Annotated in this window: 14 protein-coding genes and 2 pseudogenes; 8 read left to right on the top strand and 8 right to left on the bottom strand. The window is 60.3% G+C overall.

Going from position 1 to position 16,069, the window contains the following annotated elements; genetic code table 11:
• Positions 1-337: 337 nt before the first annotated feature.
• From msrP to fis, 8 genes are all read left to right on the top strand, one after another.
• Positions 338-1,342, top strand: a complete 1,005-nt coding sequence (msrP, locus tag ASF13_RS00115) for a protein-methionine-sulfoxide reductase catalytic subunit MsrP (protein ID WP_056231035.1) — start codon at positions 338-340, stop codon at positions 1,340-1,342.
• 1 nt (position 1,343) lies between these two features.
• Complete coding sequence (gene msrQ / locus ASF13_RS00110; RefSeq protein ID WP_056231032.1) at positions 1,344-1,949, top strand: protein-methionine-sulfoxide reductase heme-binding subunit MsrQ; 606 nt, start codon at positions 1,344-1,346, stop codon at positions 1,947-1,949.
• A 249-nt stretch (positions 1,950-2,198) separates the two neighbouring features.
• Positions 2,199-2,654, top strand: a complete 456-nt coding sequence (gene aroQ, locus ASF13_RS24720; RefSeq protein WP_056231029.1) for a type II 3-dehydroquinate dehydratase — start codon at positions 2,199-2,201, stop codon at positions 2,652-2,654.
• A 21-nt stretch (positions 2,655-2,675) separates the two neighbouring features.
• A complete protein-coding gene (gene accB / locus ASF13_RS24715; RefSeq protein WP_056231026.1) occupies positions 2,676-3,149 on the top strand; it encodes an acetyl-CoA carboxylase biotin carboxyl carrier protein in 474 nt (157 codons plus the stop codon).
• Positions 3,150-3,160: 11 nt separating this feature from the next.
• A complete protein-coding gene (gene accC / locus ASF13_RS00095) occupies positions 3,161-4,510 on the top strand; it encodes an acetyl-CoA carboxylase biotin carboxylase subunit (protein ID WP_056231024.1) in 1,350 nt (449 codons plus the stop codon).
• A 122-nt stretch (positions 4,511-4,632) separates the two neighbouring features.
• Positions 4,633-5,514, top strand: coding sequence for a 50S ribosomal protein L11 methyltransferase (gene prmA / locus ASF13_RS00090; protein WP_056231022.1), 882 nt, complete (start codon positions 4,633-4,635; stop codon positions 5,512-5,514).
• A 305-nt stretch (positions 5,515-5,819) separates the two neighbouring features.
• Positions 5,820-6,785, top strand: a complete 966-nt coding sequence (gene dusB / locus ASF13_RS00085) for a tRNA dihydrouridine synthase DusB (RefSeq protein WP_056232282.1) — start codon at positions 5,820-5,822, stop codon at positions 6,783-6,785.
• Between the two features lie 25 nt (positions 6,786-6,810).
• On the top strand, positions 6,811-7,107 hold the full coding sequence (gene fis, locus ASF13_RS00080) for a DNA-binding transcriptional regulator Fis (protein ID WP_000462905.1): 297 nt from the start codon (positions 6,811-6,813) through the stop codon (positions 7,105-7,107).
• A 264-nt stretch (positions 7,108-7,371) separates the two neighbouring features.
• Here the strand turns inward: fis and ASF13_RS00075 are convergent, their stop codons facing one another.
• The 8 genes and pseudogenes from ASF13_RS00075 to ASF13_RS24830 all read right to left on the bottom strand — a co-directional run.
• The gene (locus ASF13_RS00075) at positions 7,372-8,757 is read right to left on the bottom strand and encodes a VasL domain-containing protein (protein WP_056231019.1); all 1,386 of its coding nucleotides are present in this window, start codon (positions 8,755-8,757) and stop codon (positions 7,372-7,374) included.
• A gap of 39 nt (positions 8,758-8,796) precedes the next feature.
• Positions 8,797-9,240: a type VI secretion system baseplate subunit TssE gene (gene tssE, locus ASF13_RS00070; RefSeq protein WP_056231017.1), complete on the bottom strand. Its 444-nt coding sequence runs from the start codon at positions 9,238-9,240 to the stop codon at positions 8,797-8,799.
• A 1-nt stretch (position 9,241) separates the two neighbouring features.
• Positions 9,242-9,778: a type VI secretion system lipoprotein TssJ gene (gene tssJ, locus ASF13_RS00065; protein WP_200929759.1), complete on the bottom strand. Its 537-nt coding sequence runs from the start codon at positions 9,776-9,778 to the stop codon at positions 9,242-9,244.
• Positions 9,759-10,862: a type VI secretion system baseplate subunit TssG gene (gene tssG / locus ASF13_RS00060; protein ID WP_056231011.1), complete on the bottom strand. Its 1,104-nt coding sequence runs from the start codon at positions 10,860-10,862 to the stop codon at positions 9,759-9,761. Before tssG ends, tssJ begins: the two co-directional genes overlap by 20 nt.
• Positions 10,817-12,580 (bottom strand): type VI secretion system baseplate subunit TssF, encoded by a 1,764-nt coding sequence (tssF, locus tag ASF13_RS00055; protein ID WP_056231009.1) that lies wholly within the window; start codon positions 12,578-12,580, stop codon positions 10,817-10,819. Before tssF ends, tssG begins: the two co-directional genes overlap by 46 nt.
• Positions 12,581-12,614: 34 nt before the next feature.
• Complete coding sequence (tssA, locus tag ASF13_RS00050) at positions 12,615-14,219, bottom strand: type VI secretion system protein TssA (protein WP_056231006.1); 1,605 nt, start codon at positions 14,217-14,219, stop codon at positions 12,615-12,617.
• A gap of 199 nt (positions 14,220-14,418) precedes the next feature.
• Positions 14,419-15,056 (bottom strand): annotated as a pseudogene (locus ASF13_RS24835) (type VI secretion IcmF C-terminal domain-containing protein); the annotation flags it as partial.
• 1 nt (position 15,057) lies between these two features.
• A pseudogene (locus ASF13_RS24830) lies at positions 15,058-16,068 on the bottom strand (ImcF-related family protein); the annotation flags it as partial.
• Between the last annotated feature and the right edge of the window lies 1 nt (position 16,069).

The raw sequence follows: 16,069 nt of genomic DNA, 5'->3' as shown, positions 1-16,069 counted from the left end.
GCCGCAGCCCGGTTGCTGATGGCCTGAGCGAACCGGTATGGCCGCTGGCAGAGTTGAGGGAAAATATCACATCTCTGGTTACGTTTGCTTACCTTGTGCTTACTTTCACTCAGATAAAGATGAGTTTTTCCCGAGTATAGTCATTACTGTTACTGATGAAATAGCGAAGCTCCCTTTTAAGGGAATTCTTACACGCTCATTCAGACAGATCCACGCCGCGTTAGCTGGTCAATACCCTGAGCCTGTCAGCCGGGACTATTTTCGTGCGGAAATTCGCTGAATGGCTCCGGACAGGCCATGATTTTACTTAATCCCCTCAGAACCCGAGTAACGACCGATGAAAGCTCACAGAAAGCTCACAGAAAATGATGTCACCCCGGAGAGCGTCTTTAACACCCGCCGCCGGGAACTGCTGAAGGCGCTGGGCATCAGCACCGCGGCGCTGGCATTGCCCACGGCGGCCCACGCCGACGTACTCTCCTGGTTTAAAGGCAACGATCGCCCGAAGGCCCCGCCAGGCAAGCCGCTTGACTACAGTACACCCGCGCAGTACCAGGCCGACCTGATTCTGACGCCGGAAGATAAGGTCACCGGCTATAACAACTTCTATGAGTTCGGCCTGGATAAAGCTGACCCGGCGGCCAATGCCGGCACGCTTAAAACCGCCGACTGGAAGGTGCAGATCGACGGTGAAGTTGCCAAACCGCTGACCCTGGATATGGACGACATCTTTAAACGTTTTCCGCTCGAACAGCGTATCTACCGCATGCGCTGCGTGGAGGCCTGGTCGATGGTGGTGCCGTGGATTGGTTTTGAACTTGGCAAGCTGCTGCAGGCAGCAGAGCCAACCAGCCATGCGCGCTACGTGGCGTTTCAGACCCTCTACGCTCCGGATCAGATGCCCGGACAGCAGGATCGTTTTATCGGCGGTGGCCTGAACTATCCCTATGTTGAAGGGCTGCGGCTGGACGAGGCGATGCATCCGCTGACCCTGCTGACCACCGGCGTTTACGGCAAAGCGCTGCCGCCGCAAAACGGTGCGCCGATCCGCCTTACGGTGCCATGGAAGTATGGCTTTAAGGGCATTAAGTCGATCGTCAAAATCAGCCTGGTGCGCGACCTGCCGCCCACCACCTGGAACCAGCTGGCCGGCGACGAGTACGGCTTCTACGCCAACGTGAACCCGCACGTGGACCATCCGCGCTGGTCGCAGGCCAGTGAGCGCATTATCGGACCGGGCGGGATCCTGGACGTGAAGCGCCAGCCGACGCTGCTGTTTAACGGCTACGGCGACCAGGTGGCGTCGCTGTACCGCGGCCTTGACCTGCGGGAGAACTACTGACATGCCGCGCCTGACGGTCAGGCAGATTACGTGGCTGAAAGGGCTGCTGCACCTGGCCGGGCTGTTGCCCTTTCTCTGGCTGCTGTTTGCTATCGATCAGGGCGCGTTCAGCGCCGATCCGGCGAAAGATATCCAGCACTTCACCGGGCGAATGGCGCTGAAGTTCCTGCTGGCCTCGCTGCTGGTTACGCCGGTGGCGCGCTACGCGAAACAGCCGCTGCTGATCCGCGTGCGCCGGCTGCTGGGTCTCTGGTGTTTTGCCTGGGCAAGCCTGCATCTGGTCAGCTACTCGCTGCTGGAGCTGGGGCTGAGCAACCTCAGCCTGCTGGGATCGGAGTTAATCTCGCGGCCCTACCTGACGCTGGGCATCCTCTGCTGGGCTATTTTGCTGCTGCTGGCCGCCACCTCGTTCAAACGCGCGCAGAACCGGCTGGGTAAGCGCTGGCAGACGTTGCACAACGGCGTCTATCTGGTCGCCATCCTCGCGCCTGCCCACTATCTGTGGTCGGTGAAAACCCTGTCGCCGCAGCCGTGGATTTATGCGCTGGCGGCGGCGATCCTGCTGGCATTACGCTACAAAAAGCTGCGTTCGTGGCTGACACGTTGAAATGGCCCATCGGCCGTTAAAATGCGTGCGCTGCGGCACATTCCCGTTAACCGACTGCGCCTTTTTGTCCTGGCGCAGTTGATCATCTTCGCTGATACGACCAGTATTTAGCTGCTAATTGCAGTGATATGGTTATAATGCCCGCCTTTGAGGCTCAGACCGCGCTGATTTTTACCAGAAAAGGTGACAAATCGCTTCTGCCCATGTATTTTGTGCGATGCCTCACTTATCGCAGGAGATAGCAGCAAGATGACGGATAAGTTTCACGTACTCGTTTTGAACGGTCCCAACCTGAATCTGCTGGGCACCCGCGAACCTGAGAAGTATGGCAGCACCACGCTGGCCGAGATCGTCAGCGGGCTGACCGCCGAGGCTGAACGGCTGCACGTGCGGCTCAGCCATCTGCAGTCGAACGCGGAGTACGCGCTGATTGACCGCATTCATGAGGCGAGAGGCAACGTCGATTATATCGTCATTAACCCGGCGGCATTCACCCATACCAGCGTCGCACTGCGTGATGCGCTGCTGGCGGTGAGCATCCCGTTTATCGAGGTGCATCTGTCCAACGTGCATGCCCGTGAGCCCTTTCGCCATCATTCATATCTTTCTGATATTTCTGCCGGAGTGATCTGTGGGCTTGGCGCCGACGGTTACTCCTGGGCTTTACAGACGGCCGTAAAACGCCTGTTATCATCATCTAATTAAACAGAGTACGGAACCACACTCATGGATATTCGTAAGATTAAAAAACTGATCGAACTGGTTGAAGAATCAGGCATCGCAGAACTGGAAATTTCTGAAGGTGAAGAGTCGGTACGCATCAGCCGTTCCCCGGCCAGCATGGGTTACCCAATGATGCAGCAGGCGTATGCTGCACCTATGATGCAGCAACAGCCTGCGCTGGCAACCGCCGTTGCACCAGCGACCGTGCCCGCGATGGAAGCTCCGGCTCCTGCTGCGATCAGTGGCCATATCGTGCGTTCTCCGATGGTCGGTACCTTCTACCGTACCCCTTCTCCGGATGCGAAAGCCTTTGTTGAAGTAGGCCAGAAAGTCACCGCCGGGGAAACCCTGTGCATCGTTGAAGCGATGAAAATGATGAACCAGATCGAAGCCGATAAATCCGGTACCGTGAAAGCGATCCTGGTAGAAAGCGGTCAGCCAGTCGAATTTGACGAGCCGCTGGTCATCATCGAATAACGAGGCCAAGCATGCTGGATAAAATTGTAATTGCTAACCGTGGTGAGATCGCGCTGCGTATTCTGCGCGCCTGTAAAGAACTGGGCATCAAAACCGTTGCCGTGCACTCTACCGCGGACCGTGACCTGAAGCACGTGCTGCTGGCGGATGAAACCGTCTGCATCGGCCCGGCGCAGTCGGTTAAAAGTTACCTGAATATCCCGGCGCTGATCTCAGCGGCCGAGATCACCGGTGCGGTCGCCATCCACCCGGGCTACGGCTTCCTCTCTGAGAATGCCGATTTCGCCGAGCAGGTTGAGCGTTCAGGCTTTATCTTTGTTGGCCCGAAAGCGGAAACCATCCGCCTGATGGGTGACAAAGTGTCGGCCATCACCGCGATGAAAAAAACCGGCGTGCCGACCGTACCCGGCTCCGACGGCCCGCTGACCGAAGACATGGATAAAAACCGTGCCCACGGCCAGCGCATCGGCTACCCGGTGATCATCAAAGCCTCCGGCGGCGGCGGCGGTCGCGGCATGCGCGTCGTGCGCAGCGAAAAAGAGCTGGAACAGTCCATTCTCATGACGAAAGCGGAAGCCAAAGCGGCTTTCAACAACGACATGGTGTACATGGAGAAGTACCTGGAAAACCCGCGCCACATTGAAATTCAGGTGATGGCAGACGGCCAGGGCAACGCGGTTTACCTCGCCGAACGTGACTGTTCGATGCAGCGCCGCCACCAGAAAGTGGTGGAAGAGGCTCCGGCACCGGGCATCACCGAAGAGCTGCGCCGCTTTATCGGCGAACGCTGCGCGAAAGCCTGTATTGATATCGGCTATCGCGGCGCGGGTACCTTCGAGTTCCTGTTTGAAAACGGCGAGTTCTACTTCATTGAGATGAACACCCGTATCCAGGTAGAGCATCCGGTAACCGAGATGATCACCGGCGTGGATCTGATCAAAGAGCAGCTGCGCATCGCTGCCGGTCAGCCGCTGTCGATCAAACAGGAAGACGTGGTGGTGCGCGGCCATGCGGTAGAATGCCGTATCAACGCCGAAGACCCGAACACCTTCCTGCCTAGCCCGGGCAAGATTACCCGCTTCCACGCGCCAGGCGGTTTTGGCGTGCGCTGGGAATCGCATATCTATGCCGGCTACACGGTGCCACCGTACTACGATTCGATGATTGGCAAGCTGATCACCTTTGGTGAGACCCGCGAAGTGGCGATCTCGCGCATGAAAAATGCGCTGGCCGAGCTGATTATCGACGGCATCAAAACCAACATCGAACTGCAGATGAAAATCATGTCAGACGAGAACTTCCAGAAGGGTGGTACCAACATCCACTATCTGGAGAAGAAACTCGGCCTGCAGGAGAAGTAACTGCCGGGCGGGTCTGACTGCGGTCAGCCCTGCCGTCGCGGGCCAGCCAGCTGGCCCGCACATCTTCAGGGGCCGACTGCGTTCGGCCCTTTTTCTATGCTGAATTTGTTGAGAGAGCCGCTATGCCGTGGATTCAAATGAAGATCAACACCACCGGCGCTCAGGCTGAAGAGCTGGGCGACGCGCTGATTGAGAACGGTGCCGTCTCGGTGACCTTCCAGGACACCCACGATAACCCGGTGTTCGAACCGCTGCCAGGTGAAACCCTGCTGTGGGGCGATACCGACGTGATTGGCCTGTTTGACGCCGAAACCGAGATGCCGGACGTGGTCGCCGGGCTGGAACAGCATCCGCTGCTCGGCGCCGGTTTCCGCCATAAGATCGAGCAGATCGAGGATAAAGACTGGGAGCGCGAGTGGATGGACAACTTCCACCCGATGCGTTTCGGCGAGCGGCTGTGGATCTGCCCGAGCTGGCGCGACGTGCCGGACCCGAACGCGGTCAACGTGATGCTCGATCCGGGGCTGGCATTTGGTACCGGCACGCACCCGACCACCGCGCTGTGCCTCGCCTGGCTGGACGGCCTGGATCTGCAGGGTAAGACGGTTATCGACTTCGGCTGCGGCTCCGGCATTCTGGCGATCGCCGCGCTGAAACTTGGTGCCGCCCATGCTGTCGGGATCGACATCGATCCGCAGGCGATCCAGGCCAGCCGCGATAACGCTGAACGCAACGGCGTCTCTGAACGCCTGTCACTGTACCTGCCGCAGCAGCAGCCGGACAACCTCAGCGCTGACGTGGTGGTCGCTAACATCCTCGCCGGCCCGCTGCGCGAGCTGGCTCCGCTGATTAGCGTCCTGCCGGTCAACGGCGGCCACCTTGGTCTTTCGGGCGTGCTGGCCAGCCAGGCGGAGAGCGTGTGCGAGGCGTATGCCGACACCTTTGCGCTGGACCCGGTAGCCGAAAAAGAGGAGTGGTGCCGCATTACCGGCGTACGTCGCTAAGGCGAACTGGTGCAGCCTGGATACGCTGTACCAGGCCTCTTCTTACGTCACATGTATCGAATATGCGGCAAACTGACGTGATTTATGTTGTTATCCCGCTCACAAAAAAAGAAAAATCTTTGTACACAATTTAATCTAAATTTTTATAATTAACTGTATTTTAAAGATAAAATTTAAATTACCACATCCTGTAAGGCCCTGGATGGGGGGGTGAAGCAGGATTGTTCAAAGTTTGGCCTTTCATCTTCCTGAAAAAATGCGTAATATACGCCGCCTTGCGGACACACTATGGTCACTTTTTTTTCATGCGCATAGGAAATCACCAGCTTCGTAATCGTTTGATTGCAGCCCCAATGGCCGGCATTACCGACAGGCCATTCAGGACCCTTTGCTATGCAATGGGAGCCGGGATGACCGTTTCCGAGATGCTGTCGTCGAACCCGGAAGTCTGGGCCAGCGATAAATCCCGTTTGCGTATGGTACACAGTGACGAACCCGGTATCCGCACCGTGCAAATTGCCGGTTGTGACCCGGACGAGATGGCCGCCGCCGCGCGCATCAATGCAGCATCAGGCGCGCAGGTGATCGACATCAATATGGGGTGCCCGGCCAAAAAAGTGAATCGTAAGATGGCAGGTTCCGCGCTGCTGCAACACCCTGAGCTGGTGAGGTCTATCCTCTCGGCGGTGGTCAATGCAGTTGACGTGCCTGTCACCCTGAAAATTCGCACCGGCTGGGACAGCGACAACCGCAATTGCGTAGAGATTGCCCAATTGGCTGAACGCTGCGGTATTCAGGCCCTGACCATTCACGGACGCACACGCGCGTGTTTGTTCAACGGCAACGCTGAGTACGACAGCATTCGGACAGTTAAGCAGAACGTATCCATTCCGGTTATCGCGAATGGGGACATTACTGACCCGCATAAAGCCAGAGCGGTACTTGACTATACGGGGGCCGATGCCCTGATGATAGGACGTGCTGCTCAGGGAAGACCGTGGATCTTCCGGGAAATCCAGCATTATCTGGACACAGGGGAGCTGCTGGCACCGAAGCCGCTGGCTGAGGTAAAGCACTTGCTCATCGGGCACTTACGGGAACTGCACGACTTTTATGGTCACGGCAAGGGATACCGTATTGCCCGGAAACACGTCTCCTGGTATCTGCAGGAGCACGCCCCTAACGACCAGTTTCGGCGCACATTCAACGCCATTGAGGATGCCAGCGAACAGCTGGAGGCGTTGGAGGCATACTTCGAAAATCTTGCGTAATTAGAAATAAAGAGCTGACAGAACTATGTTCGAACAACGCGTAAATTCTGACGTACTGACTGTTTCAACCGTTAACTCACAGGATCAGGTGACCCAAAAGCCACTGCGTGATTCGGTTAAACAGGCACTGAAGAACTATTTTGCTCAACTGAACGGTCAGGACGTTAATGACCTGTATGAGCTGGTACTGGCTGAAGTAGAACAGCCTCTGTTGGACATGGTGATGCAATACACCCGTGGCAACCAGACCCGTGCAGCCCTGATGATGGGTATCAACCGCGGTACACTGCGTAAGAAACTGAAAAAATACGGCATGAACTAATAGCCTATGGCTATCATGTTGTTTCGAAAGCGCTTGTCCCTCTGGGCCAGGCGCTTTTTATTGGATGCTCCACACCACCGGCTTCACCGGGGCGTGAACGCTGGCAGGTCATCAGAGATCTAAAAAGAGCGCCTCAGCGGCCTTCCTTGCGTACCCCTGCATTGATGCAACGCCCGGCATGCTGCAACCTTCCCGACAGCGATCGGTAGCATCTCCGATGTTCACCAGCGCAAGCCCGCCTTGATGCAAATCCCGGAACGCGCCTCACCCCGCGTCGCGCCCCTCAGCTTCATCTCCCGTATTCTCTTGTTTAAGTAAAAAATAGCGCTTCTGCAGCTGTTCCAGCGCCAGCTCCACTTGCCGCCGCTGAAAGTCGGAAGGGCTGAGTGAAAAGAGGCGCAGCTGCTCTTCGGCGGGGACCGAACGGTTGAACGCCTGGGTGGCGTTATACACCACCGATTTCAGCTCGCTGACCGTCATATATTTACCGCGCTGGCCGTCAAGGGCATTCAGCTTCGCCGTCAGCTGCTGTAACTGCGCCATCCCCTGCTGCCAGCCGTCCAGTGCCTCTTCAGGCAGCGCCGCGGCCTTCAGCTGCTGCTGCCACTCTGTGGCTATTGTGTTGACTGCTGCATCACCGGGGTTAAGCGCCCGTGCCTGGCGGATAAGCCGCTGAGCAAATTCCAGTGCCCCGTCCGGGGGCAACGCCGTTAAGCGCGCCAGCTGTTGCTCCGTACGGCGGACAACGTCCTCCGCAGACAGGCTTTCAGGTTTCAGCCCCTGAGCCTCCCCGGGGGTGAGCGGCAGCGGCAGCGGCGACAGGGACGCCTGCAGTTGCGATTGCCGCGGATCGGACCGCTGCAGGTGGTGCCAAATCCACTGCCCCGCCCCGCCCAGTACCAGCATGGTGAGCACACCGGCGGCAAAGGGCAGCCAGCGGCCGGGCTTTGGCGATATTTCCGGATTGCACGCGATATCAGGCTCCGGCTGTGCCTGCGCAACATACACCCACTTGATCGCGGCGGGCCGGATTTCAGCCGCCGCCGGTTCAGCACCCGATAAACGCGGCGCGCCGGCCGGCAGAAAAACGGTGGACGGCGGTGCAGCACCGCTACCCGAGGTGGCCTCGCTATTCTCCAGCCGCACCGCGCTGGCGTGCATCAGCGCGGCCAGCGCATCGAACTGGCTCAGGTGCCGCAGCTCCAGGCGCTGCAATACCTCGTTCAGACGGTTGAGCTGTTGTTCTGCGCAGTACAGCTGGCTGAGGTCGCCGTAGCTGACCGGCAGCGTGCGCATCATCTGCTGCAAACGACGGCTGAGCGTGCTCAGGATCTCCACCCGTGCATGCGCCTGCTGCGGCCACAGGCTGCCCCACTGATGACTGATTAATGCCTCAAGAATAGCCAGCCCTTCGTTCAGCCCGGCAAGGCCCCCCAGCTGCGCGCGAGCCTGAGTGTACCAGGCCGCCGTTTGCAGCTCGACGCCGTTATGTTCGAACAGCGAGAGGCAGCGTTTTTCAACCAGCGGCCAGTTAACGTCCGGTCGCGCGGGGTGAGACAGCTTGCCCAGCTCGTCGCGCAGGGCCGTGTAATCCACCAGCGTGCGCGGATCGCCGCCGGTTTTCAGGTAACGTTCAGATAAGTTATTCATATCAGCTTTCAGATTGTGATGACAGAAGGGTTGCGCCTGCTACAGCGAGGCGCGCGCGTCCAGATACTGCTGCTGTTTCATATGGCGGATCAGCACCCGGCCCTCGGGCTGAAATTCGGTGCCGTAGCGCACCAGGCCGATACCTTTCAGTTCCGCGTCGAGGGTGTAGCGCAGTTCGCCGGGAATGACCTGCGGTAGCATGTCGACCCTGATACGGCTCAGGCGCGGCTCGTAGCGCAGCAGCACGTCAGACAGCGTGGTCATCAGCTGGTGCGCGGTGCCGGGCATCCCCTGCAGGATGATGGTCATATCCGGCAGGCCATAATCGGGCAGGTGCTCCAGCGTGCCGGCGCGGCAGCTAAGAATGCGTTGCATATTGTCGAGCACCGACAGAATCACCTGGTTTTGTTCGCTGACCTGGTTGATGTCGAGGCCGCCGGCGAAGTTGCCGAACAGCGTTTCATAGATCGAGGGATGCGGCATCTCACTTCTCCTTAAGCGGTATCAGCGTCAGCTGGTTATTGCCCGCCTCAATCACCCGGGCTTTGTCCGGGTCGAGGTCTTCGCGGGAGAGCACCACCCGCCAGGTGTTATTCGCCTGGTCCGGGGTCATAAACATCCCTGCCACGGCCACATACTGTGCATCCTCTTCCATCGGCATATCGATAGTCACCGCGCCGCCCGGCTGCAGGCGAATATCTTTCTCTGCCAGCAAATCAGCCTTAATGGCCTGGCTGTCGGTGGCGAACAGCGACGGATAATCCGTGCTGTCGAACTTTTTACGGTCTTTCAGCTGATAGATGCGCACCACCGCAGAGAGGGCCACGCCCCCGGCATTGCTGTTCACGGCCTCACGGGCGCGGATATCAAGATGCAGTGTTTTGACCTGCTTATAAAAAATCGACTTTGTGACGGCTACGGTGCCGTCGGTGACTTTCTGCGTCAGGCCACAGCCGGCCAGCAGCATCACGATGCCCGATGCCAGCACGAGCATCGGGGTTTTACCAGTAGTAATCGCCATCTTCATCGGTCTCCCTGCGGTGATTATTCTCCCGGACGCGCGCATAGCGGCCCAGATTGATGGTTATTGTTTGAGTGTGTGTGGGGGTCTTTGCCGTGTTAAGCGGCCGTAATATCGCCGTACGCCCGAGTTGTGCGTCCCCCATCCGGGGCTGACTGCTCAGAGTCGCATCCGGTAATAAGCTGCGCTCCACCCGCAGCTGGAGCCGTACATCAAGGCGGGAGCCCAGATACACATGCAGCAGCGCCGTCAGGTCCGTATGCAGGTCGCCGCCGGGTAGCCAGCCCTGCACCTCGGCCTGGTTTGTTGTTGTCAGCTGCATCAGCACCTGGCCGTTCACATCGGTGGCATACGCGCCCATCACCGGGCGCCTCTTCAGCGTGGCAGGCGTGCGCACGCTCATACACAGCGGCTTTTTCAGGGGTACCCGCCGTTTATCGTGATGCCAGACTTTCGCCTGCGTATCGGGCGCCAGCAGGCGCACCAGCGACGCCATGCCTTCTGCAGTACGACCAGGCAGCAGCATCACCGGCAGCAGCGCCAGAAAACGCGAAGCCGGGGTGGCGATAGTCTCCGCACAGCCGTCGATCCCCAGCCCAGCCAGCCCCAGCAGATACTGCGAGGTTTTGTCCGTTCCGCCCTCGGCAAACGTGGCCGGATAAGCGTATTTCCGCCAGATGCGGTAGTACTGAGCAATCAGCCGGTGGTTGAAGATATCGAGAAAATCCGCCGTGGCCTCATACCCTTCCCGGCGCTGGGTAATGTCGTTGATATAGTGCGTGGGCAGCGGCGATTCAACGCCGTAAAGCCCCATAAAGGTGACGCGGATCGTCGGCGGCAGATGCGGATGTTCCGGCGCTTCCAGCCCTTTGATTTCCGACGCCGGAAACCCCATTCCCGGATGCGGACGAAAGCGCACCGGTTCATGGCGCAGCTGCCAGCTGCTGCCGGTTACCGGTTTATCGGGCTGACTTTGCTCCAGCAGCTGACAAAAACGATAAAAGTTGGTGACCGGCAACCGGTCGCCCAGTTGTGCCATCAGCCGGGCAGGCGCGGACTGTGATTCTCTTTCCACCGGATGCATTTTCCTTCTGGCTGAACGATAAGGGTGAGCTGGTTAAACTGGTTCATATCGGCGTAGAGCGCAAAGAAGCGGTTAAGCAGTTCGCCGAACAGGTGGATATCCCCTTCCCCGGTAAAACCGCTGCTGTCGAGGGTGACTTCAATCTCCAGCCCGCGCAGCAGGAACCCCTGTTCAAAGCGCTGAATACGGTGATGGTCGACCTGCCGGATAGCCTCAAGCCGACGGTTGTTGAGTTCGTCCTCCTGCCAGTTGTAGAGTGCCAGCGTGCCGCGCAGCACCTCGGCGCTGCTCATCATATTGAGAAAACCGGAGCCGAGATGGCTCAGCACGCGCCAGTGAAACCGGTCTTCGGCCGGGGGATACACCGGCAGCGTTGGCTTGCAAAGGTTATTCACCGTCACTGTGGCCTGCACCACCTGCTCGCAGCGATCCAGCAGTGTGCTCTGCAGCGCCCGGCGCGGCAGCTGTCCGTTGGTGCCGGTGATCTGCAGGGAGACGGTTTCACGAACAACGCTGCGATCTTCCTCCCAGTGCATTCCGCCCAGAATGAGCCAGGTGTCGTGCAGCCCGGTGACGCCACGCTTCACCCGCGTGTGGTAATAGCGGGGCGGCGCATGGCGGCGCATCATGCCACCTTTGTGGCGAAAACTGCTGAACGGCACATACTCGGCATGGCTGGTACGGCTGGAGCCGGTGACCGAATCCACCGAATAAATCTCGGTATACCCGTCCTGCAAACGCTTTGGCCGCAGCAGATATTCGCTCTCCAGCCCTGAAATCGTCAGCGGATCGGCCTCCAGCGTGAACAGGTTGATCACCGGAACACAGTGCAGGCGAATGGCGTCATCCGTAACGGGCAAATCCGACGGCCACTGCTGATTAAAGACCACCTCGATATCGAAATACGCCACGCCCGCAGGTGGCGTAATGCCCTCCAGGCCGTGCAGCCGCACGAACATAAATTTCTCGCGAAAGGTGAAATACTCCAGCAGCAGCTGATAGCCGCTGAACCCGGTATCCCCTTTCGGCCACAGGCCGTCGTCCTCATCAAACCCGCCCGGCGTGAAGCGCCCCTCCAGCCGGACGCGCTCCGTCTGACCGGGCAGACGCAGATACAGCGCCGCCTGACGCCGGGTCAGCATCTGGTGCAGCTGGCTGCTGACCGGCGCGTCGGCCGCCAGATAAAAATTCAGCTGGCTGAGATCGGCATGCGACCAGTCCGCCTGGCCGCTGCAGGCCAGCCGCAGCCGCAGCAGCGAGCGCCCGTCCGGCTCGGTGGTCATGGTAACGCCGGAGACACTCAGCGGGTTGAGCCTCATTTCGCGCGTGGTGCGGTAGCGGCAGACGGTGTTCTTTGGCCCTACCGGGCGGGAGTAGACTTCAGTCCCCGCAGGCACCATTTCGGCGATTTTCATGGCCTGCAGCTCCGGCGTGAACGCCACAATCGACAGCGACGGAATGGTGCGCAGATAGTGTGGCCAGAGCATGCTGACCAGCCCTTCCGTCAGCTCCGGCAGATCATCATCAATTTTTTCACGCAGCCGCCCCATCGAGAAGGCAAAGCCTTCAAACAGGCGCTCAACGTAAGGGTCCGGCGTGCCCGCCTTATCAAGATCCAGCATCGCGGCGCGATCGGGGTGAGTCCGGGCGAACTCTTTCGCCGCTTCGCGGAGATAACGCATTTCCGCTTCGTAATAACGTAGGGTCAGGTCTTTCATAGAAATAATCACTCAGAATTTAGAAAGAATGTTCTTAACAAGTCAGTCTTTCCTGATCACAGAGCACCGCAGCCCGTGCAGGATCAAGCCGGATCAGCCCGGCCAGCAGCTGTTCCATCTCCGGGGCGAGGCGTTTTTTATCGGCTTCGCTGCGTCCGGCTTTCAGGCGCAGGAGCCTGAGATGACGGGCGCGGACTTCAAACAGCAGCGCGGGTTCCCACTGCGTCAGGGTGATGCCGTCGGCCTGCGTACCCAGTTCGCTTAACAGGCAGGTCGCCAGCGCGTTCCTGCCGTATTGCTCGGCCACGCGCGCCATCAGCAGGCGCAGCAGCCATTTCTGCCGTTCGGTGGTGATGCCCGGACGGTTTTGCAGCCAGTTCAGCGCCGCCTCTGCGCCGTCGTTGTCGGCTACGGCCACGGCTTCGGGCTCCAGCGCCAGGATGTCATCCTGTCCGGATCCGGTCTGAGCGGCCTGGATCTCTTCGCCCCAGCCGCCGGCGGTGTCCGTTACGCTCTGCTGGATCCAGCGGATCGTCACTTCATCGGCGAACGGTGTGCCGTCACTGAATGCCAGGCTTTCCAGCCCGGAAAGGCGTGACAGCAGGCCTTTCAGGTCGGCCTCAATAATGTCTGCCAGTTTCTCTCTGCCCAGCTTCAGCAGGGCCTGGTGGACATACCACTGTAAATCCAGCCACAGATGGTTGGCCCCGCGCCCGAACAGGCTGTCGGCCTGCTCCAGCATTTCGCTCCAGCTTTGCTGCAGATAAAGCCGCTTAAGGAGGGCACGCTGATCGGGTTTCGGCGCGTCGATGCGGGTTTTTCCCTCCCCCGTCAGGGGGGGCAGCTGCTGCAGCGTGTCGTGGCGCACGCATTTCATCAGGTGGTGCGCCGACAGCCAGCCGTCCGGCTGTTCGCGCAGATACGCCGCCAGCGTGCGCGCCTGGGCCAGTAAATCCTGGCCGGAGGTCACGCGGCTGATTTCAGGGGCATCGTTTTGTACCACCGGTGAGCTGTCGCTGACGTTCTGCGGCACCAGCGCATCCACGCCGCCGGCTTTTTGCAGCCGCGATTCGAGGGCGCCGTACAGACCACCGAGCTCCGGGCGGGTTTCATCCGGCTCCGGGGCGGTGAGCTGAGCGATCTGCAACAGTGCGCCTGCGGTGCGCAGCGCCTCTTCCCGCACTACTTCCGGGTACAGGGAGAGGCTGTCGGTGATGCGCGAACTCGCCAGCCACTCCAGCGCGGCTTTACGGCTGCGGTCGCGCTGCGGGTGCAGCTGCGCACCAAAGCGCTCCAGCAAACCGGCCAGCAGCTCCAGCCCGTCGGCCAGCCCGCGTTCGCCTTCCCGGTGCAGCTTCGCCCAGCAGTAACAGGTCGCCACGCGGATGTCTTTGGCGCTGCCGGTCAGCAGCTTTTCTGCCAGCCGGCAGATCAGTTCGGTATCTGCCCCGGACAGCTTGTTGACCTCTTCACGGATCTGCTGGAAGTCATCGTCGTAGCCCGGATCTGAGCCCGCCGGAGAATCGCCCGGAATCGGCAGTAACCAGTTTTCCCACAGCGCGATACGCTGGCAGGCCTGCTGCCGTAACGTTTCGGGATCGGCCTGGCAGGCGCTAAGCAATACGGTCAGGGATGACATCAGTAATCCTCCTGCACACTGGCAGTTTTGGCATCATGGGTGCCGGTCAGCGAGCCCTCCGCCTGCGTGGCGTCCACGCTGAAAATGGCTTCCGGCAGACGGAAGTTGCGCAGCCTGAGCAGGACCAGCGGCCCCTCGCCCGCTTCGGTGCGCAGGGTGTAGTTAAGCGGGCGCCCGTCCTGCGCCTTCCAGCTCAGGNCGGAAGTTGCGCAGCCTGAGCAGGACCAGCGGCCCCTCGCCCGCTTCGGTGCGCAGGGTGTAGTTAAGCGGGCGCCCGTCCTGCGCCTTCCAGCTCAGGCTGTAGCTGCTGCTGACGCCGGGGTACGCGCTGACGGTGGCGGCGTCCAGCAGGCGGATCCAGCCCCAGGTGCCGGGGATATCGGCGAACTGCCGCGTCCCCGCCTGGGTGCTTACCCAGCTCAGGGTGGCGCCCGGCGCTTCGGTGTCCGCAGGCCAGTTCACCCGCCGCCACTGCGGCATCTGGTTCATATACACCAGCTTCTGGCTGCTTACCCAGCTCAGGGTGGCGCCCGGCGCTTCGGTGTCCGCAGGCCAGTTCACCCGCCGCCACTGCGGCATCTGGTTCATATACACCAGCTTCTGGCCGTCGATGATCATGCTGGTCTGCATCACGCCCTCGGCGGTGCCCGGGCGCAGTTCAAAGTTCATCCCGGCGCTGCCCTGGGTGAAGGCGACGTCGGCGATGTGGCTGAGGGTATTTATCGCGGCGATAAATTTCGGGTTGAAGGTCAGCCCCTGCGCGTTGATGCCGTCCGGCACCCAGTGGCTGCCCTCGCGGTGCAGCACGCCGTTAAGACGGGTTTGCAGGAACTGCGCNGGGTTGAAGGTCAGCCCCTGCGCGTTGATGCCGTCCGGCACCCAGTGGCTGCCCTCGCGGTGCAGCACGCCGTTAAGACGGGTTTGCAGGAACTGCGCGATGCGCCCGGCGTCGGCGTCCAGGTATTTCGCCAGCAGCGGCAGCGACGCGTCGCTGCTGGCGCTGCTGAACGGATAGCGCCCGCCGAAGGCGCCGTTCCACTCAGCAACCACCGCCTGCCGCCACTGGGCGTTCAGGCTCTCTGCCGCCGGGGTCAGCACCTGCTGCCACGCCTGCTCCATCGGGTTCACAAACACCGTGCGGCCAAAGCCGCTCCACTCCTGCCCCAGCCCGGCGGCCACCAGGCTGCCGTAGTCGCGGGTTTCGGTCAGATCCACCGCTTTGCCCTGGAACACCGTCTGCGCCAGCGTCCGGGTCATCGCCTGCGGGTCGGCGGCGTTGGTCACCTGCTGCAGGCGTAAACGCACCTGGGTGACGCGGGTCAGATAAGACTGCAGGCTCTGGGCCTGCGCGCCGGCGCGGGTTTTGTCCATCAGCGCCAGCAGCGGACCAAAGGTTGCATCCAGCGGCCCCTGCACGCCGGCGCTCTGGTCAATTGCATCCCGGTCGTTGCTGCCCAGCAGATTTTTCGCCGATTTCACCAGCGAGTCGGCGATCGCTCCCCCGGTCTGCCCGGTCCTGCCCTGGACGTTCAGCTGGTTCATCAGCGCCACCAGCGGCGACTGGCGGACGTCCGCCATTAGGGTCAGCTGGTCGATGGAGTCCGACAGCGTGCCGGCGTGGTTCCAGCGCAGGCCGTTGAGAAACGCCAGCCACGCCCCGGCAAAATCAGCGAAATAACGCTCCGTCAGCCGTTTTTTCAGCGCGTCAGGCGAGCCCGCCTGCTGCGGCTTTTGCCTGCCGTCGGTCAGCACCCAGTCCAGCTCGTCCCGGCGCGCTTTCACCACCTTTTCAATGGCGGGCTGAACGGCCTGCTCCCATGCCTGGCGGGTGAACATCCCGGGCACCACCN

It is taken from the genome of Erwinia sp. Leaf53, assembly GCF_001422605.1.
Lineage (GTDB): Bacteria > Pseudomonadota > Gammaproteobacteria > Enterobacterales > Enterobacteriaceae > Erwinia.
Note: the sequence above shows the minus strand (reverse complement) of the source record. Positions and strands in the feature narration are given on the sequence as shown.

What these genes read in the sequence shown, in the direction of transcription:
- msrP (WP_056231035.1), top strand. Translation starts at nt 338, where the DNA reads ATGAAAGCTCACAGAAAGCTCACAGAAAATGATGTCACCCCGGAGAGC.
- msrQ (WP_056231032.1), top strand. Translation starts at nt 1,344, where the DNA reads ATGCCGCGCCTGACGGTCAGGCAGATTACGTGGCTGAAAGGGCTGCTG.
- aroQ (WP_056231029.1), top strand. Translation starts at nt 2,199, where the DNA reads ATGACGGATAAGTTTCACGTACTCGTTTTGAACGGTCCCAACCTGAAT.
- accB (WP_056231026.1), top strand. Translation starts at nt 2,676, where the DNA reads ATGGATATTCGTAAGATTAAAAAACTGATCGAACTGGTTGAAGAATCA.
- accC (WP_056231024.1), top strand. Translation starts at nt 3,161, where the DNA reads ATGCTGGATAAAATTGTAATTGCTAACCGTGGTGAGATCGCGCTGCGT.
- prmA (WP_056231022.1), top strand. Translation starts at nt 4,633, where the DNA reads ATGCCGTGGATTCAAATGAAGATCAACACCACCGGCGCTCAGGCTGAA.
- dusB (WP_056232282.1), top strand. Translation starts at nt 5,820, where the DNA reads ATGCGCATAGGAAATCACCAGCTTCGTAATCGTTTGATTGCAGCCCCA.
- fis (WP_000462905.1), top strand. Translation starts at nt 6,811, where the DNA reads ATGTTCGAACAACGCGTAAATTCTGACGTACTGACTGTTTCAACCGTT.
- ASF13_RS00075 (WP_056231019.1), bottom strand. Translation starts at nt 8,757, where the DNA reads ATGAATAACTTATCTGAACGTTACCTGAAAACCGGCGGCGATCCGCGC.
- tssE (WP_056231017.1), bottom strand. Translation starts at nt 9,240, where the DNA reads ATGCCGCATCCCTCGATCTATGAAACGCTGTTCGGCAACTTCGCCGGC.
- tssJ (WP_200929759.1), bottom strand. Translation starts at nt 9,778, where the DNA reads ATGGCGATTACTACTGGTAAAACCCCGATGCTCGTGCTGGCATCGGGC.
- tssG (WP_056231011.1), bottom strand. Translation starts at nt 10,862, where the DNA reads ATGCATCCGGTGGAAAGAGAATCACAGTCCGCGCCTGCCCGGCTGATG.
- tssF (WP_056231009.1), bottom strand. Translation starts at nt 12,580, where the DNA reads ATGAAAGACCTGACCCTACGTTATTACGAAGCGGAAATGCGTTATCTC.
- tssA (WP_056231006.1), bottom strand. Translation starts at nt 14,219, where the DNA reads ATGTCATCCCTGACCGTATTGCTTAGCGCCTGCCAGGCCGATCCCGAA.